Here is a 26019-nt window from a genome sequence, read left to right as displayed (position 1 = left end):
ACCTCAGCCAGCGCAGTCTAGCTTGAGTGAGGAATAAGATCGCGAACAAGTTTTGATAGCGCCCATGCAAAAGAAGGAGGCACCTTGAATAGGTGCCTCCCTCTTAATATTAAGCGTTGCTAGACATTATATACTGGTACAGCTTATTTTCCACGGCATGCTCTAACATCATATTCATAGTTACAACAGGCAGTTGTCCGCCATCCTTACCTGCCATCGTCGTTTCCTTAACGGTCTCAACATCAGGAGCAGCTTTGCCTAAATAATAAAAGTCGCTACCTTCGTCGTCGTCCTTTTTAACAAAAATATGAATGGAAGTATGATTGCTTTGCGCATCAATTATTTTCTTAACTTCATCGGAATGTAACGTACGGTTACTTCTCGTAAACCACTTAAAAGTAGTCGGGTTTAGCAACTCATCTCCGTAATTTATACTTGAATCCACTTCTTCGTGCTTATGATAGGTCACGAATATCGGACATGTCTGATACTTGGTCTTATACCCATACATTGTGCTGCTTTCGTCGCTCTCCCAGTTAAGAAGCCTGCAGACATCTTTACGAGTATACTTCTGATGCAGTGTTAAAGGTTCGTATTTAATATAAGCGGTGCCTTTTTCCCTTGCAGTACGAACCACATCAACGAACATGTCTCTAAAATGGTCACTCGAATCCAATTTGTTCTGTAGAGCTTCATGGAAGCGAATTACACCATCCGCTCCATACATGCAGATAGGGTGTTCACCAAATTTAGCTTGATGAGCTTGTATATAAAACGAAAGATCCATAACTCTGCGCACGGACGCTAGAGTAGATGAGTCTACTGCACATTGTTCCTCTATGAGCCTGCGAGTAAATTCCCCTTCAGTGATTTCTCTTTGTTCAAGTAATTGTTCCAATAAAATGATTTCATGAAGACGCTTGCCATTCATCACTTCATTAGAAAGCATCATAAGAACCTTGTGCTCATAATCCGTTAGTTCAGGAATCTCTACTTTCAGTCGTTCTAGAAACTTTTGATAGTTATCGTAATTTTTTACGAGTACGACTGGATCAATCGAATCGTTCTTGATGAAGTCGTACAGATACGGTAATCGTCCCAAACGATTTTTGAGTTCAACGAACTCATCTCTAAGCTTTTTGAACTCGGTAAGATTGCTGTTTGAAATCGATTTATAGATCAGTGCTTTTGCCACTTCTTCGAAGTTGATGTTGGAAATCCCTTTGATATAGCTCGTGTCTTTCATATGTCGACGAATATTATCTTTGTTGAGCGATTTGTCTCCTGACAATGCAATCGGAATTAGATAATTGTTCTTGTAATTCCCAATAAAATCAATAATGGTGACATACTCCTTGGAATCATGCTTACGTAGTCCACGACCAAGTTGCTGAATAAAGATAATGCTGGACTGCGTATTCCGTAGCATCACAACTTGATTAACAGCAGGTATGTCTATCCCTTCGTTAAAAATATCCACCGTAATGATATATTCTAGCTCACCTTGTTCAAGGGCCCTGATTTGCTTTTCCCGGTGCTCAATGCTGTCGTCCCCTGTTAATGGAATCGTCCGGTAGCCTCTCGCATTTAATCTCCGCGAGAGCTCAACCGCTTCATCCTTACGGCTTACGAACATGAGGCCCCTAACTTGAGTGCCAGAAAAACCGTAATACTCAATTTTACCGACGATATGTTCCACACGTTCATGTGTCACAAGTTTAGACAGCATCGTGGTATCGTCAATTATATCCCCATCGAATTCAAAATCCGTCACTCCGAAATAATGGAATGGACATAACATGTCCTCCTCCAGCGCTGCCTGCAACCTAATCTCATAAGCAACATTATAATCAAACAATTCATAGATATTGAAATCATCCGTGCGCTCAGGGGTAGCAGTCATGCCCATAAGATATTTCGGCTTGAAATAATCGATAACTTTACGATAGGAACTTGCTCCAGCTTTATGTACTTCATCGATCAATATATAATCAAATGCACTTGGATCGAACTGTGAAAGCGTATCCGATTTCGAGATTGTTTGAATGGTAGAAAAGAGATATTTGGCTCCGGTATCTTTGTTCGTACCTGATAAGAGACCATACTCCCCTTCATCCCCACCGACAACCTTAATGAAATCAGACTTTGACTTCATTAATATTTGCTCCCGATGTGCAATGAACAGCATCCGTTTCGGAGAATAACTTCTTACATCGAATGCCGCAAGAAAAGTCTTCCCTGTGCCCGTTGCCGAGATAACGAGTCCCCTATAATGGCCTTGACTACGAAGATTTGCAATATTGCTTAGTGCAGCACTTTGCATCTTGTTGGGCTCGATGATTTGAACGTCTTCACTTTTGGTTATGTACTTCTCATATACAAGCGCAAGTTCTTCCTGAATAACTTTCTTGGCTGCGAATTGCACATAAGAGGTCTCATAGGCTTTTATCCAATCTTCTGACAAAGGCATTGAGGTTGCCCAAACGAACTCGAATTGGTTGCGAATTTGCTCAATAAAATACTCGGTCGGCAATAGACGCAGCTTTACATTCCATTCATAGTTTACCTTTAAGGCATTAGCCGTAAGGTTCGTACTCCCAATAATTAAGGCATAATCCTCCTGTGAGTTGAAGATGTAGCCTTTGGAATGGAAGCCCGCTAAATCGGATAAACGGACCTCTAAGTTTTCAATTTTAAGCAGTTCGTGAAACACCTTAGGATGATTAAAATTCAAATACGTAGATGTCAGGAGTCTTCCCTTAATCCCTTTTCTCTTCAAATCGAGGAGTTGTGCCTTCAATGTGGCCAAACCGCTTTCCGTAACGAACGCAACGATGAACATAAATGACTTACAGGAGGTCAGTTCTTCAATAATTTCATTCAGCACGTTCTCTTGCGTATTCGGATCGTTGATCAGAAGCCTGGGAGCAGAATTCAATTGCTGACCTCTTAATTGAGGTACTAATTGATCGTAAATGGTTATGGCTTCGCTGGTCACATTGAACACCTCGTCACAATTGTCAGAACGGCAATGGTTGATTCATAATCTTCGCTATGGCCGGTATATCAGCAGGCGCCCAATCCAATGAATTCAGTTCTGAAACATGAAGCCATTCTATGCTCGCATGTTCAGTCAGCGTAGGTGCTCCCGAGAGAAGCTTGCAATAGAACGTCGTTAAATGTACAACTCCGAAATCATATTCATACGCGGTATACTCGACTTGTTCGCCGATCTCCACGGTACAGTTCATTTCTTCTAAGATTTCTCTTCTTAGTGCTTCCTGAGGAGTCTCTCCCGCTTCGATCTTGCCTCCAGGGAACTCCCACTTCATTGCTAGTGATTGATTTGCTCCCCTTTGTGCACACAAAATTCGACCATCTTGCACAATTACCGCACCAACTACATATATTTGTTTTTTCATACTTCCTCCTGGAGGTAAACTTTTCAATAATCATACTTCTGATTAGGGGGCGAGGGCAAATACTAATGGTTAAATTGCCAATCGTTGTTATCGTTGTATTCGCTGACCTCATTATCAGGGGATAGCCTCCAATAATAACAATTAATCAAATATATTAGACTCTAAGAACAATTTAACTAGACTCATTGGTTTTATCCTTTACTTTGCTAATATGCTCAGCTCTTATTACGTTGTCTGTAATATTTGAGCTTTGGATTATTTCATATATCTTTTGAATTTGGTCATTAGTCAATAATGCTCTGTCCGAAGTTGCTCGAATCCGGTTAGACTTACGATTAATAAACTCGGAAAGTTCGGTATCATAAGCAATCAGCTCATTTGATTCGATTTTTCGTAATTCTGGATCAATACTAAAGCGACAACGCATTGTAAATGAAATTAAGGAAATGAATAATAGATCAGAGTATTCATTCAAAACTTGTTCAAGCGCTTTGATATGTCCATAGTTTTGCATTAAAGGATTGTACATGTTGAATCTATTATTGACGCGCCAATACTTATCAGATCGACCACCTTTAATTTCTCCATTGTAATTCTTTGTCTCAATGACGAAAATTCCTTGTGGTGAAATTACAACATGATCAATCTGGGAATAACCGGTGCGTGATTTTTGATTATTTATCATAATATCACTTATGTATTTTGTGCCTTTTGGAAGTTGATCTAACTGAATATTAATTTTATATTCCCCTAGCTCTCCAATCCTGGATGATTCAATTTTCCTTTTCTTTGGAGAATCTGTCTTCGAAAGTTTAGAGTTAATAACTGACTTCTTTTTGTTCTTTAGCTCATCTGCTGATTTGAACCAATCTAGTATTTTCTTAAACATGATGAAGAGTCTCCTCTGTAATGTCTGATTAAATGAATTGATATTAATAATTTGTCTAATACTCGAGCATCCAATTGATGCATTCTAAAACGGTGTTCCAATATTCAGCAATTGACAAGCATATGCATATATCGGAATGATGAGGGTAAATTCGACAAAATAGTTGTAATCCCTTTTCCAACTAAAAAGGAGACGCGATTCTTTCGCGTCCCACTTCGTCCCCCTGCTATCTCAACCACTCAATCCTCTGATATATCAAAGAAGCCACACACTCCACATGTGTCGAGTGCCGAGTGTAGCGCATTACTTTAAAAATATAACCGCCCGACATACCGGCGATTTATTTACATTAACTTACATCAGCAAGCAGCTCATTAAGGATTTTAGACGTGCCCGCGAAGCGATAATATAACTTAACAGTCCCGTCTGCAGTAACTTCGATTTTTTCAATGAATCGACTAATCACTTCACGATTGATCTCCTTAAATTCCAAAGCGCTCACTACGATTCCTTTAATCTTGTCCAATACACTGGCGTCTACCGATGTTGTCAACGCAGCCTCAAGTTTTTCTTTATTATGCAATAGCTTTTCAATCTCTTCATCTTGCGCGGCTATATAGTCGTCATAATCTGCTTTGGTGATTGCTTCCTCAAGATACTTCGAAAGAGCTTTACTCTTCAGCTTTCTGATATTTTCGATTTTAACTGCACAAGCCTTAAGTTCTTTTTCAAGTTTGACCTTTGCCTTTATGAACCTATCCCTTACAGCATTGTAAAACGACTGATCATCCAAAAGTTTGGAAAGCTTCTGCAAATCCCCTCTGATGATTGAAATCAGGGTATCCTCCTTAATGCGGTGTTTGGAACAAGCTTTATCGCCAAGCTTGTCACTGAGACCACATATGTAGCATGCGCCATTCCGCTTATAGTGGAATCCACTACCGCAATCGGGACAAAAGATTACCCCTGTAAAGAGATGCACATTCTGATGCGGTCTACTGCATACATCTGGATTACTGACAGACTTCTTACGATTGAACGCGATTAATTGCTGTACAGATTCGAATACATCCCTAGAAATAATCGGCTCATGTGTGTTCTTTACTACAATAAACTCCGTTTCCGGCTTATTCTTACGGGACTTATTTGTAACACTTATCGTACTTTGACGTCCCTGTACCATGTCCCCCGTATAATGAGGATTCTCAAGGATCTTACGAACGGAGGAGCCATGCCAATAAATCGTTTGCTTCTTCTTATTTGCAAGCATTGAAGATGTCGGTACATCTTGCTCAAACAATTCGCGGGCAATGGCATCAAAACCCTTTCCCTCAAGATAATGTTGGAAAATCCGTTTTACTACCTCGGCTGAGCCATCATCACTAATGTACAACTTGCCTTCACGCACTACATAGCCGTAAGGAGCAATCGAACCTTTGAATTGTCCTTTCTTCGCCTTTGTCTCCAGCGCCATCTTGATCCGTTCACTGGTACGCTGGGCTTCTTGCTCATAAATCCAAGCGAATAAACCAAACATATGCGTGTTGCCCGTCGTCGTATCAATCGCGCCATCCAGCGTGACCAAATGAATATGATGCTTCTCAATGACTTCCTTAATCTCCAGTGCGAGTCGTTGGTTCCGGGCAAGTCTCGATAGTTCCTTCGCCAAGATAATATCGAACTTTCGAGCTTTGGCGTCGGCAATAAGCCGATTCATTTCTTTTCGATTAAACTTGGTGCCACTTTCGGACTCCGTGTAGATCTTGCAGACATCCCACCCCTTTGCCAAACAATAGTCTTCAAAATAGTCTTTTTGGTTTTGCAAGGAATTTTCCTGCACTTCTTTCTCCGTCGATACTCGTCTAACAATCGCTGCTTTCATGCTAGGCTACCCCCTCATGAGAAGTAGCCGCATTTACCGTGTCGTGATGATAACTCGGATGAACAGAAAATTCCACTAATTCTTTTATAAAGCTGTCAAGAATTGCTTCGAACGAAACAGCGCTATCATCGTTAAAAAAGCGCTCCACTTTAGGAAGTGTTTCCTTGAAACTTTCCGTTACGTCAGTACCAGCATTCATTCGTATCACACTCCATCAATGAAATGGGGAGTAATGAACTCCTGAGTGCTGTAAAAAATCTTCGAGGATAGATGCCTGACGTGAATTTGGTCGTAGCTACCCGATATCATCGCTGATATACCAATAAAAATAGAACAGCCTGTCACGACAAGGATACATACTCACATCCTTGGTGATTAGCTGTTCTTTTTCATCCATTATGAGGATTTTCTTTTGAAGCATCCCGATCTCGCCTTTTCCACAAAGCCCGATAAATGACCGATGCGCTTACGCCCGTTGCCTCTCGAATTTCAGATAAGGTTAGAGATTTCGCATCATAGAGCTTTAAGGCTTGTTCCAATTTCTTTTTATCCATGGGCTTGCGTCCCCCGACTCTACCTCTCGCCCGAGCGGATGCCAGACCTTCTCTTACTCGCGTGTACGTAATATCGCGCTCGAAAGCCGCAATAGCCGCAAGTACCGTCAGGATGAGCTTCCCTGTTGCCGTCGAGAAGTCCAAACGTTCCTTAATGGAAATGAAGGCGATATTACGAACTTGCCAATCTTCTAAGATTGCAAGTAAATCTTTTGTAGAGCGAGACAACCTGCTCAACGATTCCACGATCACCGTATCGCCCGCTCTTAATATGCGCTGGAGTTGATCCAATTGAGGACGGTGCAACTTGGTTCCACTTATTTTATCAGTGAACACATCCGCCTCCAACACTCCGAATTCCTTCAAAATATCCAACTGACGTTCCAAGCTTTGTGCGTCCGTTGAAACTCTTGCATAACCGAACAGTTTGCCAGTCATGATCATCACCCCACAGCCCAACTTTTGGAATTAGCCCCCAGAGCGCCGCGCCGCAATCCCCGAAACAGGCAACAGGCTACATTGCCCGAAACATAGTACAAGACAATTTGTTTTAGACAATAATTCAGGCAAAGCCAGAACCCCGAGAAAGCCCGACATATACGTCAAATCGCGCCCTCACCCCAAACCACAGTTTGAGACAAGCCCGTGCCAGAAAAAACTCCCCTTAAACCTTAGCGAAAGGGAGCGGACAAAGTAAAGCCAATTGAGCCTTAATCGAGCGGACGGATAGACGTAATATCCAAAGCGCGAACAGTGACGAATGTATGATCGCGCGATAGTTCTGGCAAGGTCATTTCAGTAAAGGAAAACGGATTTTGCCACGACTCCTGTACCTTCTTCACATCCGCCGAATTCTTCGTATCCAACCACTGAAACAGGATATCCTCACGCAACGAAGTCACGAACTGATATTCCTGCCCGTCTTCCACATACTTGATCATCACATGGTGTCTGCCCAAAAATCGGATGATGCTGTCAATAAAGTTGGCAATTGAATACATCGGGATGACGATGGTGTCCTTCTTATTGGTATTGACTTTCGCCTTGAAGATCTTAAACCCGCCGCGATCCGGCACTAACTTCACGAACTCAAATATACCGCTTTGTAACTCCGTATGGCTCGTTAGCAGTTGCTGTTCATAATCTTCAACTTTCTTTCTTTTCTCCGTCTCCGCCAATTCATGCGAAAAGGCTTGAATCACCTCATAACTCTTTGTTGCAAAAAACGTATCCATCCCGTTCTTCCTGCTAACCTCGACATAACAAAGTGCGCTGTTGAGCATATAAGCGTAAATAAGCGGTAGTTTATAACGTTGCTCGAACCCAATTGGAAGCGGCAAACCGCTTTGCCTTAGCTCGACTGCACTGTAAAAAGCAACCCCATCGTCCAGTGTTCCCCGCTCTGTAATCATTTCAGAGATATCCACAGAGCGAAAGGGGGTTATCGGCTTGCGACCGCACGTGATGAGCAGCCCCTCCTCCACGCCTCGTGAATACATGTCACGATGAAAAGCATTATCGACACTAAGTGCAGGCACATTCGGTACGCCATTGATCCGAAAATAAGCATGTTCATTGCTGACCTGATTATGTTTAACAACCACCATGTCAGAACCCCCAATCGTTTTTCCTTTCGATAAATATAATTCTTTATTCGCCGTCCACTCCCAAGACGAACAGTTTATCCGTGACATCGTCAAGAATCTGACCCCGCCCATTGACCTTATCCTCGCGCTTGCTTCAATCTGCCTATGGCTTCTGCCACGCTAATGTTACCGTCCAAACAACGGATCAATGTATCCCGTTCCTGAACGTACATCGGATCAAGCGAAGTTATGATGTGGAGCAACATTTTAAGTTTTTTGACATCATACGATCCCACCAACTTCTGTACGTGCCATCGCGTGAAAAAAACAAGCAATTTTAACTCGCCTAAGCAAGTCGTCAGATCAACATCTGGAATCTCCTCAGCGTCCGGCATGGTTTCTGAGAATCCTTCCAAACATAGATCAAACGGCTCACTGCGACCAATCGCGATCAAAAATTCCCGTTCTGCTGCTTCCAAGTCACCCCGTTGCAACAACAAAAGGGAAGTCCCCATTTTTTCTTGCAGTTTCTTGGAAGCATAAGAGACCGAAACCTGTAATGAGTTCAGTGATATGCCAAGCTTCTGAGCTACCGCTTTATATTGAAAATTGCTTCTTAAAAATACCCTAATTTTCTCTTTGGTTTGTCGATGAGTAATCCATTCGAAGCTGTTCACATATGCAATCAAGGTCGTTAATAGTTGAAGCTTCTTCGCTTCAAACCGCAGTTCTTCCGGTTGCGTTAATGTCTCCAGTTTCTCTTTCGTCATCTGAAATTCCTGATCGAGCTTTCGGAACATATTCATCCGTCATACCTCCCCGTCCTTCAGATTAAACAACATCTAGCATGGGCTTAAAAAAAGCACCCGCCGCGCCAAGCAATACTTAAACAAAAGCTTGGTGTTTTTTAATAGCCATAGTTGACCGTGAATCAACATAGCCGCACGTTCTTGCGGCGCAACTGGTAAATATATTGCAGCTAACAAATAAAGCAGTCCATTTGACTAAGTTTCCGATTTAAGTAATACAACTTTTTCTCCTGATTCGAGTCGCCGTCCACAGTAACTTCTCCTCATACAAAATGATCTGAAAACGATACCCAAAGGTACAGTTTTCAGATCATTGAGATATTCGTCGTCTCATTATTGGCTTACATTTTTGAAGTCTCGATCCTGATTTGCTTCAAGTTTTCGTGATCAAGCCGTACTGCGGTTGGGTGAAACCCACTAACATAAAAGCCTCTACGTTTCGGATTCAACTGCGTGATAAATCGAATGTTGTGCAGGAGATTAGCATAACCAACATCATCTGTCTGAAGGATGTGCTGCTTGATATACTCGAAGCATTCGACTTGATGCTGAAATTCAGGTATCAACTTTGCATTTTCGCTGTTTGTCACTTTCACCACTTCACCATATAGATTAAGCATAGGATGAAGCTTATGATGAGGGACATCGTTAGGATTAAATCGTTGTCCATCTGCCAATAATAATAACTTGCCCAAACTACGCGTGAACCTCAGATGAGGTATATGGTCAGCTATAATATTAACCACTTTATAAGAAGGGATTGTAACACGATCGATCGGATCTAGAATAATCCTGCTTTCTCCGATAAACCTCCCCAAGTTCGGATTTCTATTTTCATAAATAGCGGCTAGTTCGTGCTGATCCTGAGTAATGAACCCCAGTGCCAAATCTTCAAAGACGACTGTTTGGTTGCGCTTTGATCTGGCATACGAACCAATATGGAAATCCAGATAACTTCTAAAACAATCCGGTACAATCAAGGTTTCAATGAGTTTTTCGTCTACCTTAAGCGGATTGCTATATTCATTCATTTTGCATAGCCTCCTCTGGATGGGGGACTGTCTACGCCGAAGCGTAGACAGTCCCCTGCTGTTAATTCCGCTTGAGCAGCCTATCAAGCGATGTCTTTCGAAGCTTCGGTGTTTGATCGTACCAAGGAATAGCACTGTATTTAGGATAGAATTTGATCGGAACGGATGTTCCAGCGCCACCCAATCTGTGCTTTAGAACGACTAGCTCCATATTGCGGATTGGTTCTAATGCGGCTGCACGTTCATCAAAATCGGCATTTTCGACTCCTTCATATTGAATGCCGAGTATAAGATCAGCGCCGAATTCAATATCTCCAGATTCCTTGAGACTTTCCATCTTGATCCCGTAATGGTACGAACCTCGGTTGACACTCGAAATCGCAATGATGATCAGCCCCAGTCTCTTGGCTGAGGACTTCAGTTCTTTGACCAAAATATCGAGGCGCTCCTTGGCGTTGCTGGCTTGCTCCACTTGAATGTTTTGGAGGTAGTCGATAATCACAACTGTATAATCGTTTGTTCCGTAGGCGCCGTATACTTCAAGTAACATTTTGATCTGTTGGAGATCTCGGCTGAACTCATCACCTTCAATCCGCAACATTTTTGCATTTTTCTGAAACTGTTCGCATGCTTGATGGAAGAGGGGAGAAGCCATAACTTGCCCTCCGAGAATTTGCGCCGCGCTAAAGCCTTGTTCGCCTGCACCATGATACGTATGTCGACTAACGGCTTTGCTGATCGTCTCCTCCTCCGACATATCGTTACAGAGGTACACCGTTTGGACGCCTGCAGAGCTAAATTGCTCTGCAAGCTGGATGGCAAACGTAGACTTTCCCATTCCCGGCGGTGCGGCAACAATGCTAACTCCCTGTCGAAAGCCGCCATTTAGTAAATCGTCAATTTCTGAATAACCTGTTGGAATCGCTCTCCCATAATCTTTGATCCGGTCAAGCATCATCATTAAATTGTTGCCATTGCCCAAGTTCTTCTCAAGAAGGCGCTCTTGCGCCTTCTTCACTTTTTCTTCATGTGACATTTCATCATTAGTCAGAATATTAACGATATTTTCCATTCCAACTCGCTCCTTACTTTTGTTTAGGAAATTCGATTCTCATATCCGCAATACCGAACTTCAGTAGTGGATTAGAAAATGTAGTCGTAACCGGATGCACTGGATTTGCAGGTTGAATGTGGCTAAGTTCGCTTGCAATTTGAAAAATCTCTTGAACTGAATTTGTTGTTTCATCAGGATCAAGTTGGTAGGACTCGTTCACATCTTTGGTGGAGTTAAGAAATTTTCCGATCCCTGCATCCGAATACTCATGCAAATAACCCCGAATCCCTTTTGCCCGTAGTTGCTCCAAGAGCTTTCTACCCGAATCTTTTCCGGCAGCGTCATTATCCATCAATAGAATCGGGTATAAACCATTCGAACGGATCACATTTGATTTTTCGAGCAGTTTTCCATATAACTTTGTTCCATTGAGGGCGATCGCAGGATAACCGATCTGCTCGAGGGTGATCGCATCAAGCGCGGATTCGACTACGAATAGGCAAGATTCGTTAATTTGCAGACGGTTGCTGTTAAACAGGGAAACGGGCACCCCTCTCATCAACCAAAACTTTTCTTTCTTTGAATCGAACATATTCCTCCTCACGATGAAGTCAGAAGAGTCGCATGGGATCACCAAATATTTGGTGCCTTTGTACTCCCAACACTTGAGGTTGTACTGTGCCGCACTACCCGCAGAAATCCCTCGTTGAATGAGGTAGTTTCGACTGTCCTCATCATTCCATGCTCGCCTATAATATGGACTGTTCAACGCCGAGAATGATCGACTTGCTGAAGCCGGGCGCTTCATATTAGAAACCGTATTCTTACTCGAAGGAGTCGCCTTGGTATTGACACGCATTGTCCGAGCAATGTTTGCGCCATCCTCAACCAACAACTCAATAGCTTTCAATTTTTGCTCTGCGAAGCTTTTAGCTCCAAAGAACAGTTTGACGAAATCGAACAAGTCTCTCGTCTCTCCCGGCTCATGACACGAAAAGCAATGGAGCACATGATTTCTCATCGTCATAGAAGGATGACGGTCATCGTGGAAGGGGCAATGTAAGTTGCGTTCAGTAGGAACTTGCGCTTGCTTCATTAAAGTGTCCAGTAGAGCTTTCAGCATCTGAACTTGTTTGTTCTTCTCCGCACCTTGGAACCTATGCTTCGGGATGCGAAGGAACGAATGCGTCCCATCAATCTCCAACCTTCTCAAGAATTCTTCGAGCTTGCGTATCCATGTGGCTCGGTTATTTACGATAACATCCGGTTTTTTATTGAATGATTTGTTCGGTCCCGCCACATCTAGCCCCCCGGTATCCATTATGCAAAATACGAATGACTGCTTTCGGATTCGTTACATCAAGTCGAGGAATCTGAATGTCAAGATCAAGCAACTCATCATAAAGCGCGGTCTTTTCTCTCATTAGATCAACGACAGGTTCAAATGCGCGTTTTAACTGTCGGTTCCGAAAGCCTGTCCTATGTTGTGTACTTGTCCAGATAGCAAGTAACTGTGGAATCCGCAACACCAGCTCTTGAAGCGTCATATGCGGCTTGCCCTGACGTCCGGCAGTCACAATCAGGTGTGAGAGTTCAATGACAATCACCGCAGCTGTTTTATTTCGTACCGCTACAATATCGGAGTGAACTTTATTCGTGTAATACCTTGCCCGATGACCATATTTCTCAAAACTTTCAGCCAGCATCATATTCAGCACATGGTGGAGATATTCACTGGTTAGAACGTATCTGCCGGCTTGTTGCTCTTCTATCTGCAGAAAGGGGAATACGCCTCTAGTAGGAATTTCACCGTAGACATACTGAAGGTGACGAAGTTTTTCAATGAGCTTAAATCCGTTGCCCCCTGTACTCACACCTAGGAATGAGCAAAGTTCAGATTCTGTCGTTTCTAAGCGGGCATTGTTACGCACGTCGCCCTTGCTGTACATAAAAGAGAAAAGAGCATAAGGTAAAATGGGCTCCTTTAACGACTTGTTAACTTCGGGGTTTGAAACGAGTGAAATAATCTGCTCGTAGCTCAGAGCAGAACCCCGACAATACAGACAACCGTTTTTGAGTACATAGTCATCAACCTTCGGATGAAAAAGTACCGCCTTAGACTCATTTTCTTCTGTTACGGCTGTACGTAACATATCCCGATAACCTTTTAATGTTGGGATCAGTAAACGCTCGGTCAATAAAGTCACGTCCTTTCCAATATATTTAGATAAATAAGCGAGAGGTCATGGCTGACGAGAAGACCAATCCGTTTTCAACAATCCTCAAGCTGGGAACATCACATGAGCGGATTTAACACTCGCCATACGCAACCAACAACTCGTTCCTTTTCCGGCATAGTCCTGCTTAAACAACCCCCCGCACCTCCTCAATTACACGCCTCATTATTTCGTGCCGGATACTTATATAAGCGCTCTCCGCAAACAACTCCAAAACGAAGATTTTTTAAGCTATCCGGTTTTTGCAACAACTACCCCATAAAGCGCCAACAATAATCCGACGTCCAACTCGCCCTGATAATTACCAAGACCATACTTCAACAGAATTTTCCGTACTCCATTCTTGCGCCGCGCAACTGAATATAAAAGTATCTCGCTCATCGAGCATTTCAGATCGTGAATCTCGGAAAAAACACAAAATAAAATAGGCGACCCGACTTTGTCGAGTCACCTATTATTCGATGTTTGCTACCTGTTTAGAAATCCCGAATAACCGAATATTCTCAGCCGGATTTGTACGCTTCATATGAACCAACTATTATAGATTTCAGCAACAAGTGAAACTGCAATGTTACCGTAATTTTCAAGTTTGTCGCCATTATACTGCTGTTTTTACGCATTAAATCTATCGAGAGATGAAATATACACAAACCGAGGATATAGCTGGAGAATTTATAATATTGTTGTGCGAGGGATCTTCCTGTACATTCCATTAGATAGCGTTATCGCGATAAACTCTGTCCTATCAAGGCTCGAGCCATGATCCGACTCCCTGATTTGTCGGACAATTTTATCGCGAAAATGAAAGATCATTATGGCGCATGGATGCCATAATTTCCAGCGATCTTTTGCTGACCCATTCAGCTCGCTCAGCCTACATACACTGAGCCATCAAACCGAAACTCCACAGTTTTCTTGCCATCTCGCACCGCCAAATTAATTTTCGCGCCGTTGACAGTAAATCATCATGGAGTGCATATACCATACTTTCGGATGCAGGGTTAAGAACTCATGGCTTAGTACTTGTTAACTTTAAAACCGACCCCTATTGCCTATATTATTAAAAGCCAAATACCAAGAGAGCCTATAAAGGAACGCCTATAAAAATAGGGAGGGCTACCGCCCTCCAAAACCCCTAATTTTTATAGGCTTGCCTTTCCGAATGGAACTAGCGAAGCTGGTTCCATTCCATTCCATTCCTTATAATTCTTCATTAATTCCTATTAGCGACCTTCCAACCCCCGATAAACCCAGTAGTATCAAGGGATTTCAAGTTTCACCGATACCAGTTCCCAAAATAAAATACCACTTCCCATGTAGCTTATTCAAAAGCAATAAAGTAAGCACGTCATTATAGAAGCCCAGTAACGCCACAAAACCGTCGTGTAAGGGAGAGGAAACTAGGGGAGGAGAAAGCTAATCCCCGAGCCGTAAAAGCCACAGAGAGCCATAGAACAGAGTTATAGACAATAGAAAGAAGCTACGGTAGCTTCTTCAGCACTGGCTACAGAAGCAAACAGAGAAAACACTAAGAAGACAGCGAAGATAAAAGACGCATACCTCTTCATGCTCATAAACTCCTCCTTAAATTGGTGGTGAATTTGTACTACAATAAAATAGTTTTATGTTTAAATATAAATGCCAAAGTCAAATGATCTCCTAAATATTCAGGAAAAATAAAGAGAGATGATGTCTAAATAGACACCATCTCTCTTACTAGGTATAAAGTACCAATTAAAAGTTAGGCTTAGACATCAACCAAGTGCTTCCAGATACGCCCGGTCTGAAACTTAGATTCTCTAAGCTATTACTAACCTTCTTGAAGCTTCCTGAACCAAGCTGAAACCAAGTGTCGTTCAACTTCAAGTACGCCTCTGCGTGACCACTACCTGCTACGATTGCGGTAGTGTAACCTTTTGCATCGAAGAAAGCTGAAAGAGTTTGTGCAGAAGAATCGCAATCGTCATCGAGGTTAATTAAAGTATCGTAAACTGACCTCGGGGAACCGTCTCCATTAATGGAACTGGCTTTTGAAGTATAGCTAAGAGCCAATCCTTGGAGTCTACTAACCTCAATGATGGTTTTACTGTCAACACCCGCTTTTACCAAGGCAGACAAGTTATTATCTGCTATAGTCAGCTTCCAATGTGCGTCAGAACCTTCCTCATAATTGGACGCTCTATCTCCTTGCAAGTACTTAAGATAGTACTCGTTATACCTATCCCCACCAAATTTGATTGCATCGAAGTCGCTTTTTAACGCTGAATCTACAATCTTCATAGACTCATCGTATTCCTTTTGGCTTCTGACCCCGTAATCATGGTCGCCGTAACGAACCTTGATCTGTACCCCGTACTTCCAGTAATCAGAGCCGTATTTCACCTGAGCATTCTCAATACCGCTGCCCTCGACAACATGTCCTGCTGTTCCATCGCTTATGATGGTAGCTGTGCTTGTGTTGGCATCCCACTTGACCTCAGCCCCAAGCGACTCACTGATAAAACGAAGCGGTACCATTGTAGAGCCGTTAATCGATTGTGCAGGAACATCGAGCTTGACTTCCGAACCGTTTACATAAGCCGATTTATTTCCGAGTTGAACGAGAACCTCTATATCTCCCTTGATTCCTCGTGCCACTTGATCTGCGGCATTCCATTCTACCTTAGCGCCAAGGGCTTCGAAGATACCCCTTAATGGCACTAGGGTGCGACCTTCAACGGAAACTGCGGGTTGATCGAACTTCTGCTTGACACCGTTGATAACAACGTTGACCTCGTTGCTTTGCTTAGAAGCGCTTGCAGCTTGCGCCGCTGTAACGCCGCCCGACAACATCAGCGTACATAATAGCACCACAATAAATGTAAGGGAAAGCCTCTTTCTTATTATACACAACGACATAATATCAGCCTCTGAACGTTTGTTCTATTATTGATAATATACATTAATTGGTATTTTGTTGGTTACTTTATCTAGTATTCATATTATACCTTATTTGACAATGGTCTAAAAGAAGGAGTTTTTCTTTTGAACGACCATCGTCTACTGAAACTAATAATTGGGAAACATATAGCAGGTTTACGAAAGAATCAAAAATTAAGTCAAGAGGATCTTGCCGGTCTCTGTCAGATCGATCGATCGCATGTCTCTATGGTCGAAGTCGGAAGAACTGAGCCGTCTATCAGTAAGTTGTTTGATCTCTGCGAAGGACTGAACATCAAGCCTTCAGATTTCATTCGACTGGTTGAAATGGAATACGCTGAGCAGAATAAAAAAGATTGATGACTACTCATCAAGACGAAAAAGTAAAAGCCCGCCATCATTGAAAATTGGCGGGTTTCATCATTCATTCTGATATCCAGTCGTGAAGCTGCTTCACTAGCCTCATCCCATCTCTGACTCCTGCCATATACATGGCTTCTTTCTCGACTGCATTACGATAATTTAGAGCCTCCTCCCATTCAAGAATAATCTGATACTGGTTATTGGTAAGCTCTTCTTTTAATCGTTGCTCTATGTCCCGCTGCTGGTGATGATAGGCTCTTCCTGCATCGCATTTACCGATCACGTTCGCCAATTCATTGAACCGTTGATCAAAGGCGGGTTTCAGCCATTCAAGCCAAAGATGTCTTTCCATAAAAGTCCCTCCCAACCGATCAAGTTCACGCTATTTGGCGGTTTTTTTGCGATACTTTCAATTGAGCGACTAACGATTCCCTTTCAGATCGTAAGCTCTCAATTTCTTCGCGGATTTCCCGCCGCCAACAGTAGTTTGAGGCTTGCTATGTTCAAGGATGAGCCTACAATGGCGTCTTGCCATTTCTAATAATTCCGCCAGTGTCGTGCCGTCCACTTCGAGCCCTATCAGGGAATAGCGGACTGAAGGTATAACTTTGTCCATAAGTAAAATCCCTCCAATTATTGAGTTTGTTGTATGTTAGCTCTATTTTGGAGCGTCTGCAAGTCATTTTGCCATAATCAGAACTATCCATAATGCTATAGCAAATGCTATAATGAATTATAGACTCGGAGGTGAAACAATGTCTTTGAGTAATATAATTAAGAAAATTAGGGAAGAACTTGAAATTAGCCAAGAACAACTGGCAAGAGAATTGAACATAAGCTTCTCAACAATAAATCGCTGGGAAAATAATAAAAGTAACCCAAGTCGTTTGGCAAAAGATCGACTATGGGCTTTCTGTGAAAATAAATCAATATCCTCGGGAGTTATTACAGAATTAAAAAAACAATTAGTAGGTGGAACAAGTGGCACGAGCTGATTTGCTTTTTGAAGTAATCAAACATGGTCTTTCTGGAGATATGCCACATTTAAGACGAGCAGTAGAAGCAATATGTGCTGAAGAACGGGCAAAGCAGCATACTATCGTGGCTAATCGCATTGAGGAATTACTCAAGAACACCAAAAATGAAATACGTAACAATCAAGCTGGTTTCCCACTCGTTAAACAGGTGTCTAATGAGCAAAATTTTTTCTCCGAACTAGTTCCCAAAAAAAGACTTGATCAACTCATCTTACCCGAACCAGTTTTGCAGTCATGTAAAGAAGTTATTGAAGAACAAAATCGTGCAGATTTATTACGTTCATATGGTCTGGAACCCAGAAATAGATTGTTATTTGTTGGTCCTCCGGGCAACGGAAAAACTTCATTAGCTGAAGCTATTGCTGAATCACTGATGATCCCCCTCTTATCGGTAAAGTATGAAAGTATCGTTGGAGCCTATCTAGGTGAAACTGCAATTAAACTCGCCAAGCTGTTTGATTATGCAAAGACTCGACATTGTGTTCTGTTTTTTGATGAATTCGAAACATTAGGGAAAGAACGCGGAGACGTACATGAAACAGGAGAAATAAAAAGGGTTGTTAGCTCACTCTTACTACATATCGATTCGTTACCAAGCTATGTAATTGTTATTGGAGCAACCAATCATGAAGGATTACTGGATAAAGCCGCTTGGAGGAGATTCCAATTACACTTAGAGTTACCGTATCCTAGCAGGGCTAATCTAGAATCTTGGTTTTCACAATTTGAGAGACGTACGGGCTTCAAGTTCGGTTTTGAACCCAGCACATTAGCAAAAAAAGCCTTAGGGTGTAGTTACGCTGAAGCTGAAGAATTGGCAATGTCAATTTACAGAAAATATATATTGCAACTTCCTAATACAGATACTAAAAATCTAACATCAAGTACACTCAGATTATGGGAAGCGCAAAAGAAAGTTAAAAGAGCGACCAATAATTCAGAGGTGAACGATAATGGCTGAAAGACCACTAATTCTATTCAAAAAATTTGAAGAAGCCAAAAAAGCAGACCTTAATGGAAGACCACCTAAATTTGCAATACCATCAATGGAGAAACAGATGTCTAAACTATCTCCAAAATTCCAAGAATTACAGAATGCTATTGAAAGTAAGACTATCGCGATTCAAAATTCACCTTCAGGCATTAACCCAGATAGCGCACTGGTCCTCGAAACTGTGGGATCAGTAGATAGTTTTTATAGCGTGATTAAGAACATTGAAGATTTAGAATTAATGTTAGATATAACCCTAGATGGAATAGAAAAAGATGAGGACTTTTATTTAATCGACAATAAAGGTAACTTAAAAGATGGCGACCTGCCTGGGAAGTTATACTGTGTAATGACAAACAAAAAGGCATTAGATCAACTAATTTCTCTTTGGAAACAATATATTCAAAATCCCAACATAGCATTTCGGCGGGGCTTTAATGGAGTCAAGGATATGTTTAACCAACTTAAAGAAATTAGGTATTGGAGCCCCCAAGATCGCATTGACGAAACAAGAGTAGTAGATTACTGGCAAGAAAGCCTTCAGTTTAATGGAGACGAAAATGTCAATTTTGAAATTGAACTCTTTTATAGAAAAACGCCCGAACAGAGAAATAATTCTTGTTCAGTTGTAGCAAATGCTATAAAAAGTATGGGAGGGCGTGTTCTTTCGGAATGTGCCATTCCGGATATCATGTATCACGCTATTCTTGTTACTTTGCCCAGAAATCAGATTGAATTATTGGTTAATAGTTACGAGGAAGTTGCACTAACACGTGTTGATGATATTATGTTTTTTAGACCTGTCGGCCAAATTGCATTTCCCTTCTATCGCTCAGAACTTGATCAAGAAACCACAACTAAGACTCCCCACCAAGTATCCGAACATCACATTAGCGAAAATCCTATTGTGGCAATCCTAGATGGTTTTCCTATGCAGAATCATTCTCTTTTGGCGAACCGACTAATTGTTGACGATCCTGATAATTGGGCAAATGAATATGTTGTTAGAGATAGAGTCCATGGTACTGCAATGGCATCACTAGTAATTCATGGAGATTTGAATGGCAACAGTCCCCCCCTAGATAGCAAAGTTTATATTAGACCTATCTTAAAACCCATGAGAGATTTCAATGACAATCTAACTGAATGCGCTCCTGACGATGTGTTATTAATTGATTTAATACATGCTGCTGTTAGAAGAATTGTTGTTGGAGACGAAAACAGTAGAGCCATCACATCTATAAAAGTAATTAATTTGTCATTCGGTGACCCTTCCAGAGTGTTTATCAACATGATGAGCCCTCTCGCGCGTCTACTTGATTGGTTGAGCTACACTTATAAAATCTTGTTTATTATTAGTGCCGGAAATCATAATCAACATGGAATTGATATCGGAATTCCTTTTGACGAATTTAAGAAGCTTGCTCCCGATGAAAGGGAGTCCATGATCTTACAAAATTTAAACAGCAACAGCAGAAACATCAGATTGTTATCTCCAGCCGAGAGTATTAACAATCTTGCTATTGGGGCATTATTCAATGATTTTTCCGATGCTGCAGAAAATGAAAGATTTATTTTTCCTTATAAACAACCGTTACCTAGTCCTGTTTCAGCAATCGGTCTAGGTTATAATAGGTCGATTAAACCAGATATCTTCTATAATGGTGGCAGAAAGTTTGTAAGAGAATCACTAGGTTCAACAGTAATTAGTTGGATTCCGTTACCTACAAAGCCACCGGGATGTTGTGTAGCCACTCCAGGTCAAAGCAATGAAATTAATGAAGTTGCTTATTCATTTGGAACTAGCGATGCTGCTGCGCAGGTTTCACATGAGGGGGCTAAATGCCACTCTGTCTTACGAGAAATTTTTCTAACACAAACTGGAGATGATGTTCCGAATAACTACAATGCCTTACTAATAAAGGCAATGCTTGTTCACGGAGCAACATGGAATCATAACTATGCTATTGCCAATGCTGTGGGAATTGCAGAAAATCGAATTTATAGATGGTTAGGAAATGGCGTTCCTGACATTAGCCGAGTGATGGAATGTGCTAAAAACAGAATGACATTAATCGGATACGGTGCTCTTCAGAAAGGTAAGGCTCATGTATATCAGCTTCCAGTCCCATTTGAATTTACCACAAGACGTTTTTTCAGGAAGCTTACAGTGACTCTTGCTTACTTTTCACCTACTACTCCATCCAAACAAAAGTATCGGTCAGCTCATCTATGGTTTAATATAGAGAATAACAAACTTACGCCTAACAGGCTTAATACTGATTATAAAGCTGTACAAAGAGGTACTACACAACATGAAATATTTTGTGGAGATCAGGCAACTGCGTGGAACCCCAATGACTATGTTAATATAAGGGTAAACTGTCGTGAGGACGCAGAAAACACAATACCAGATATTGAATATGCACTACTTGTCACATTCGAGTTGGCTGAAGAAATATGTGAGCAACTAGACATCGATGTATACGAAAGCATAACTACAAAAATTAGAGAACTTGTCCCTATTACACCAAGTTCGCCCAACTGATATCATAGTATAAGTGCAGAAGTAAACATGCTTCTGCACTTAGTTCAAATAGCAAATTAAAAGGGCTCAAGCATATTTTTAGCTTGAACCCTTGTCAATAAGGTAAATGCGGCTCTCAAAATGCTACATTCTTCTAAGCGACACACAGCACTCCACATGGTTTGTATGCTCAATATTGGCTAAATGAAAGTAATCTCTGTAAATTGTAACATCGTTACTTTTTCTCACAAATGATTTGAAAATTCACTCCAAATTTATCGGTTACTTTGCCGTAAGCAGGGGTGAAAAAAGTTTCCATCAAAGGCATCACCACTTGTCCGCCATCACTCGATAACTTTTCGAAAATCACTTTAGTCTGGTCGATCCCATCAATCCCAATAATAATCGTTATATTGTTACCCTGTATGTAAGGCTCCCCGGGAAATGCGTCTGAAATGACGAAATTTGACTCCCCAATTTTCAGCATGGCATGCGCGACAATATTTTTCGCGGCTTCAGGTATTGTGCCACCGTCGCCCGGCAGTTCGCCGTAGGTTTGCATGACAAGTAGTTCTGCTCCTAATACATCCTGATAATACTTAATTGCTTCCTTGGAGTTGCCGTTCATTATCGCATATGGAGTTAAACGAATAGACAATGTTATCCTCTCCCTTGTTCGATAAAATCAATTGGATTTTAATTTTCCTAACAGTAGTGTCAACCGATCGAAGGATTCCATAACGCCTTCTTCCATTCCTGATCGCAGCATATTGTCACGGTCTTCAACCGAGCGGAATACTGATTCCATAACAATCCTGGTGCATCCTCCAGACAGCTCCTCAAAAGTCCATGTCTCGAGTTTTACATGCCCCCTCTCAGGCAATCCTTCGTACTCAAAGGTCTGAATAATACGTTCAGGCTTCGTCACCTCGTGAAATACACCGCGGAAAACATAAGAAGTCCCGAATTCATCCTGGTTAACGTACTTCCATGATCCGCCATTGTATGGCTCGAATGTTTCCAGCTTTAAAGAAAGCCTGCTCGGTCCCATCCACTGGGCAAATAGTTCAGCGTCAGTGAAAGCATCGAAAACAATGTTCCTGTTCACGTCAAACTCCCGTTCAATCGTAATGATCTGTTTACTCGGTTCTACGTTTAATTTGGTTTCGCTACTTGTCCCCATCGTTCCCATTCCCTTCTTCTTTTAACGAGATCAACTTCTTTACTCTTTGTTGCAGAAGTTTATCTAGTTCGTCAAACCGTTCAACCCACATCTGCCGGTACTGCTTGGCCCACTCCTCAATGGAGTGCATAGCTTCAGGGTTCAAACGATAAATTCGTTGTTGTGCTCTCCTTTCCATTGTGATGACATGCGAATCAAGAAGTAGTTTCAAATGCCGCGAGATCGCCGGAGGACTGACTTGAAAATGGCTGCAAACTTCAGTTGCAGACAACTCGCCATGTACGGCGAGCAACTCGATAATACGCCGCCTTGATGGATCGGCAATTGCAGTAAATTTATCCATAGTGGTATTGTAAAGTATACTATTATTTAAGTCAATTGTTAATTAACGAATTTGTTAATTTTGATTGCGTACCACGTATACGTAAATACTTTTCTTTAATCAATAATATAAGCGAAACACAATACAAAGGCTCCAGGAGGATGCAGGTCACTCCCAGTGCATCCGTATCAACTGTTGTTGAGAGTGCGGCTTCCAGTTTTTCTTTATTGAGCAAATGCTCATTCTGTTCTCTATCCTTATGCTAAGAAGTTATCGCAAGTAATTTCTACACATAAAAAAAGCCCAAGCATTGTTCTCACTTAAGCTTGATTAGGCAATGGTTTAGGTAAATGCGGCTCTTGGATTACTACTCCCTTATAAGCGACACACAGCACTCCACATGCCCCGTATGCGCGGATCAAATTGCCTTCGGATTTGGTTTGTTGAAATCCGCAGAAACCTTGATTTGACGGGCTTTTAGCCAATTGGCTTCCGATCTTTTAGGCTGCATTCCGATGGTCTTCGTTGATGTTTGAGAATAATTGCATCGACGACCGCTTTATGTTAACGATTACCTTTTTAGACACAAACAGTTTCTGGGAAACTGGAACTCGCCTTTGGATTTAAATTTTTGTGTTTCCCAGAAAGAAAAAGAAAACCACATGGGAGTTGTTGTGGTCAAGACCCCAAGTTGTGGGCATTGAGAAAAACACTATAAAGCCAGCTGACGTCGATACTCAATCAGCGTCAGTTTTCAATTTGATTTGGATTCGTTCCTCGATATAAAAACGGATGAATTGCTCTATTCTTCGTTGTGCCTCTGCTTTGGAATGGATATCATGAGGGTAGAGTGCTTCCGCTTTGAGATGCGAGAAGAAACTCTCCATTGCGGCGTTATCTAAACAATTGCCGCGTTGTGACAAAAAGTTAGCTTTCCTGAGAAACGTAAGCGTTGCGCCCAGCTCCTAGACCGACAAGAAGCAAAAGCACGCTGACGATTACAAGAGTCATCAAGGATAACGACCAAGCATGCGTGACATCATGAAGAAATCCGAACAGAATCGGACCGGCCGCCGCCAGAAGATACCCGACCGACTGAGCCATCCCTGACAATTCCGCCGCTTGCCTGGAGTCCTTTGTTCGAAGTCCGAAGAAAGCGAGAGCCAAACTAATGCTTGACCCTACGGCGATTCCAATGCAAATCATCCATAACCATGTCAATTCCGTATTCCCCGTCAGCAAGCCAATATATCCGATAAGGTGGAAGAGAACGGTCATCGCGACAATACCTCTTTGGTTCTTATTCCGGGCAGCAATAATCGGAACGATAAAAGAAAACGGAAGACTAATGAACTGCATTCCAGCTAACATCCATCCGGCGGTAGCGATGCTCATTCCCCGCTCATGAAGCAGCTCCGGTAACCAATTGGCATTGATATAGAACAGAAAAGATTGCAGACCCATGAACAAAGTGACTTGCCAGGCCAGCTTCGAGCGCCAGACAGAGCCTCCTTTAGCTGGAATAGAGGCATAGGTGCGGCGACTCCGCATCTGCGGCAGCCAACACAAAACCGCGAGTCCTGCTAACAATGCCCAGCACCCTAATGACCCTCTCCAACCTAATCCGGCTCCAACCGAGAGAGGTATGCTTATTCCTGAGGCCAGCGCTCCGAATATATTCATGGATGCGGAGAAGGCTCCAGTCATGGGTCCAACTTGGTCAGGAAAGTCCCTTTTAATTAAACTAGGCAGAAGCACATTCCCAACCGCAATTGCAAGCCCAATGACCAGAGTCCCAACAAACAAAGCCGTAACGGAGGGTAACGATCGCAATAGGATGCCTGCCGTTAACAATACCAAGCTTGCCATCAAGGAAAATTCCATCCCTATCCGGTGCGCTATTTTGGGTGCAAGCGGAGAAAGGATGGCAAAAGCGAGCAGCGGCAAAGCACTAAGCAGGCCCGTAATTGTATTAGACAAATGGGTTTGGGAATGAATATATCCAACCAACGGACCCAGTCCAGTGATGGGTGCCCTAAGATTCGCTGCAATGAATAAAATCCCCAAAATCAGCAAAACTATACTGACTCGGGAACGTACGGCTACTTCTTTATTAACGTTATCAATAATCAAAGCGAATACCTCCTCCTATCTTCCGTCGCTAAGTTGTCTTTACGAGGCCGGGATAAGCTTGATTTTGGCTTGCGATTGACCAGATAAATGCTGATTCCAATGAGAACAAGCCCGACCAAAAGGTAGCTGGAAAAAGCTTCGTTCAAAAACAGCACGCCGCTAATAACGGCGATGACCGGGACGAGAAACGTATAAGAAGCAACTTTGCTGGCATCGCCTGCATTCACTAGCGTAAAATAAACAACCCAAGAGGCCGAAATCCCAAAAACGATCCCAAATACAAGTCCAAATAAATAATGCCCATTCCACACGATATCCGACCATTTTTCCGTAATCGAACCAACAGAAGTCAGCGCGATTCCCCCGATTGTACATTGAAAGGCCACCAGCCAAATGGAATCTATCCGCGAGCTCACTTTTTTGACATACACCGTGCCGATAGCCCAACTGAATGCCGTAATAAGCGCCAATACGATACCCAGGACAGCTATATGCCCCGATAACCCTCCCGCGCTTACAGCCGCCACGCCAAGGACCCCGATAATCAAGCCCGTCACCTTTAATCCCGTCATCAATTCTCCTAACCATAACCAAGCCAAAATCCCGACAAGGACAGGCTGAAGATAAACGATAACCGAGAACAATCCCGATGGCATATGCATCATCCCGACGGTCTGCAGCCCATAGAACAGAGCGACGTTAAACAGGGATGAAGTCAGATAGACCGGCCAGTTTTCTTGCCAGCGTATTTCTTTCCGTTTGGGCCAATAGCCGACGATTAATAATATTCCTCCGATCAACGTGCGCAATCCGGCGAATAGAAGAGGAGGCGTATATTCAAGAGCGATTTTATAAATAGGCCACGATATTCCCCATACAATAACAAGAAAAGTGACCAGACTTATGGTTTTGGATCGTGATAATTTATTCATGTTGGCTACCATTCTCCTATTCTCTAATCTAATTAAATTATCTTAAGAATCAATCATACGCCCCTTCTTTTTAGTTATCAAATTACTTTTTTTTAGTTACCCTATTTTTGAATATATTGGTTCAAGCTTGTTTGAAAAATAGGCCATG

The 26019-nt window shown here is 42.2% G+C and carries 25 protein-coding genes; 4 read left to right on the top strand and 21 right to left on the bottom strand.

Annotation, left to right across the window (positions count from 1 at the left end):
• Positions 1-109: 109 nt before the first annotated feature.
• The 13 genes from ACFPQ4_RS13690 to ACFPQ4_RS13630 form a co-directional block, all read right to left on the bottom strand.
• A complete protein-coding gene (locus tag ACFPQ4_RS13690; RefSeq protein WP_378112473.1) occupies positions 110-2983 on the bottom strand; it encodes a DEAD/DEAH box helicase in 2874 nt (957 codons plus the stop codon).
• A gap of 37 nt (positions 2984-3020) precedes the next feature.
• On the bottom strand, positions 3021-3422 hold the full coding sequence (locus tag ACFPQ4_RS13685) for a (deoxy)nucleoside triphosphate pyrophosphohydrolase (protein ID WP_378112421.1): 402 nt from the start codon (positions 3420-3422) through the stop codon (positions 3021-3023).
• Positions 3423-3594: 172 nt separating this feature from the next.
• A complete protein-coding gene (locus tag ACFPQ4_RS13680; protein ID WP_378112420.1) occupies positions 3595-4311 on the bottom strand; it encodes a nuclease-related domain-containing protein in 717 nt (238 codons plus the stop codon).
• Positions 4312-4660: 349 nt separating this feature from the next.
• Positions 4661-6193 (bottom strand): recombinase family protein, encoded by a 1533-nt coding sequence (locus ACFPQ4_RS13675; protein WP_378112419.1) that lies wholly within the window; start codon positions 6191-6193, stop codon positions 4661-4663.
• A 1-nt stretch (position 6194) separates the two neighbouring features.
• The gene (locus ACFPQ4_RS13670; RefSeq protein WP_378112418.1) at positions 6195-6392 is read right to left on the bottom strand and encodes a hypothetical protein; all 198 of its coding nucleotides are present in this window, start codon (positions 6390-6392) and stop codon (positions 6195-6197) included.
• Between the two features lie 190 nt (positions 6393-6582).
• Entirely contained in the window at positions 6583-7185 is a 603-nt protein-coding gene (locus ACFPQ4_RS13665) for a recombinase family protein (RefSeq protein WP_378112417.1), read from the bottom strand.
• Positions 7186-7457: 272 nt separating this feature from the next.
• On the bottom strand, positions 7458-8354 hold the full coding sequence (locus ACFPQ4_RS13660; RefSeq protein ID WP_378112416.1) for a hypothetical protein: 897 nt from the start codon (positions 8352-8354) through the stop codon (positions 7458-7460).
• Positions 8355-8470: 116 nt separating this feature from the next.
• On the bottom strand, positions 8471-9139 hold the full coding sequence (locus tag ACFPQ4_RS13655; protein ID WP_378112415.1) for a hypothetical protein: 669 nt from the start codon (positions 9137-9139) through the stop codon (positions 8471-8473).
• Between the two features lie 344 nt (positions 9140-9483).
• A complete protein-coding gene (locus ACFPQ4_RS13650) occupies positions 9484-10173 on the bottom strand; it encodes a hypothetical protein (protein ID WP_378112414.1) in 690 nt (229 codons plus the stop codon).
• A 61-nt stretch (positions 10174-10234) separates the two neighbouring features.
• Positions 10235-11245 carry a DnaB-like helicase C-terminal domain-containing protein gene (locus ACFPQ4_RS13645; RefSeq protein ID WP_378112413.1) on the bottom strand — a complete coding sequence of 337 codons (1011 nt, stop codon included), beginning with the start codon at positions 11243-11245 and terminating at the stop codon, positions 10235-10237.
• Positions 11246-11258: 13 nt separating this feature from the next.
• Positions 11259-12527: a toprim domain-containing protein gene (locus tag ACFPQ4_RS13640; protein ID WP_378112412.1), complete on the bottom strand. Its 1269-nt coding sequence runs from the start codon at positions 12525-12527 to the stop codon at positions 11259-11261.
• Positions 12499-13425 (bottom strand): hypothetical protein, encoded by a 927-nt coding sequence (locus ACFPQ4_RS13635; RefSeq protein ID WP_378112411.1) that lies wholly within the window; start codon positions 13423-13425, stop codon positions 12499-12501. The genes ACFPQ4_RS13640 and ACFPQ4_RS13635 overlap by 29 nt, the downstream gene beginning before the upstream one ends.
• 1773 nt (positions 13426-15198) lie before the next feature.
• Positions 15199-16362, bottom strand: coding sequence for a copper amine oxidase N-terminal domain-containing protein (locus ACFPQ4_RS13630; protein WP_378112410.1), 1164 nt, complete (start codon positions 16360-16362; stop codon positions 15199-15201).
• Positions 16363-16488: 126 nt separating this feature from the next.
• On the opposite strand from ACFPQ4_RS13630, the gene ACFPQ4_RS13625 reads away from it, so the two are divergent.
• Positions 16489-16743: a helix-turn-helix domain-containing protein gene (locus ACFPQ4_RS13625; RefSeq protein ID WP_378112409.1), complete on the top strand. Its 255-nt coding sequence runs from the start codon at positions 16489-16491 to the stop codon at positions 16741-16743.
• Between the two features lie 64 nt (positions 16744-16807).
• Here ACFPQ4_RS13625 and ACFPQ4_RS13620 read toward each other — a convergent pair whose 3' ends face one another.
• A complete protein-coding gene (locus ACFPQ4_RS13620; protein WP_378112408.1) occupies positions 16808-17098 on the bottom strand; it encodes a hypothetical protein in 291 nt (96 codons plus the stop codon).
• A 69-nt stretch (positions 17099-17167) separates the two neighbouring features.
• Positions 17168-17362, bottom strand: a complete 195-nt coding sequence (locus ACFPQ4_RS13615; protein ID WP_378112407.1) for a hypothetical protein — start codon at positions 17360-17362, stop codon at positions 17168-17170.
• Positions 17363-17501: 139 nt separating this feature from the next.
• Between ACFPQ4_RS13615 and ACFPQ4_RS13610 the strand changes: the two genes are divergently transcribed.
• Genes ACFPQ4_RS13610 through ACFPQ4_RS13600 form a run of 3 tightly spaced genes read left to right on the top strand, consistent with a single transcriptional unit; the run spans position 17502 to position 21322 of the window.
• On the top strand, positions 17502-17741 hold the full coding sequence (locus ACFPQ4_RS13610) for a helix-turn-helix transcriptional regulator (RefSeq protein WP_378112406.1): 240 nt from the start codon (positions 17502-17504) through the stop codon (positions 17739-17741).
• Positions 17728-18744: an AAA family ATPase gene (locus ACFPQ4_RS13605; protein WP_378112405.1), complete on the top strand. Its 1017-nt coding sequence runs from the start codon at positions 17728-17730 to the stop codon at positions 18742-18744. The genes ACFPQ4_RS13610 and ACFPQ4_RS13605 overlap by 14 nt, the downstream gene beginning before the upstream one ends.
• Positions 18737-21322 carry a S8 family peptidase gene (locus tag ACFPQ4_RS13600; RefSeq protein ID WP_378112404.1) on the top strand — a complete coding sequence of 862 codons (2586 nt, stop codon included), beginning with the start codon at positions 18737-18739 and terminating at the stop codon, positions 21320-21322. Before ACFPQ4_RS13605 ends, ACFPQ4_RS13600 begins: the two co-directional genes overlap by 8 nt.
• A gap of 214 nt (positions 21323-21536) precedes the next feature.
• Here the strand turns inward: ACFPQ4_RS13600 and ACFPQ4_RS13595 are convergent, their stop codons facing one another.
• The 6 genes from ACFPQ4_RS13595 to ACFPQ4_RS13570 form a co-directional block, all read right to left on the bottom strand.
• Positions 21537-21959 carry a VOC family protein gene (locus ACFPQ4_RS13595; protein WP_378112403.1) on the bottom strand — a complete coding sequence of 141 codons (423 nt, stop codon included), beginning with the start codon at positions 21957-21959 and terminating at the stop codon, positions 21537-21539.
• A gap of 27 nt (positions 21960-21986) precedes the next feature.
• Positions 21987-22484, bottom strand: coding sequence for an SRPBCC family protein (locus tag ACFPQ4_RS13590; protein WP_378112402.1), 498 nt, complete (start codon positions 22482-22484; stop codon positions 21987-21989).
• The gene (locus tag ACFPQ4_RS13585) at positions 22471-22827 is read right to left on the bottom strand and encodes an ArsR/SmtB family transcription factor (protein ID WP_378112401.1); all 357 of its coding nucleotides are present in this window, start codon (positions 22825-22827) and stop codon (positions 22471-22473) included. Before ACFPQ4_RS13585 ends, ACFPQ4_RS13590 begins: the two co-directional genes overlap by 14 nt.
• 716 nt (positions 22828-23543) lie before the next feature.
• Positions 23544-23693 carry an IS3 family transposase gene (locus ACFPQ4_RS13580; RefSeq protein ID WP_378112472.1) on the bottom strand — a complete coding sequence of 50 codons (150 nt, stop codon included), beginning with the start codon at positions 23691-23693 and terminating at the stop codon, positions 23544-23546.
• 40 nt (positions 23694-23733) lie between these two features.
• Entirely contained in the window at positions 23734-24939 is a 1206-nt protein-coding gene (locus tag ACFPQ4_RS13575; protein ID WP_378112400.1) for a CynX/NimT family MFS transporter, read from the bottom strand.
• On the bottom strand, positions 24936-25871 hold the full coding sequence (locus tag ACFPQ4_RS13570) for a DMT family transporter (RefSeq protein ID WP_378112399.1): 936 nt from the start codon (positions 25869-25871) through the stop codon (positions 24936-24938). The genes ACFPQ4_RS13575 and ACFPQ4_RS13570 overlap by 4 nt, the downstream gene beginning before the upstream one ends.
• Between the last annotated feature and the right edge of the window lie 148 nt (positions 25872-26019).

This window comes from Cohnella yongneupensis (genome assembly GCF_042655785.1).
Lineage (GTDB): Bacteria > Bacillota > Bacilli > Paenibacillales > Paenibacillaceae > Cohnella > Cohnella yongneupensis.
Note: the sequence above shows the minus strand (reverse complement) of the source record. Positions and strands in the feature narration are given on the sequence as shown.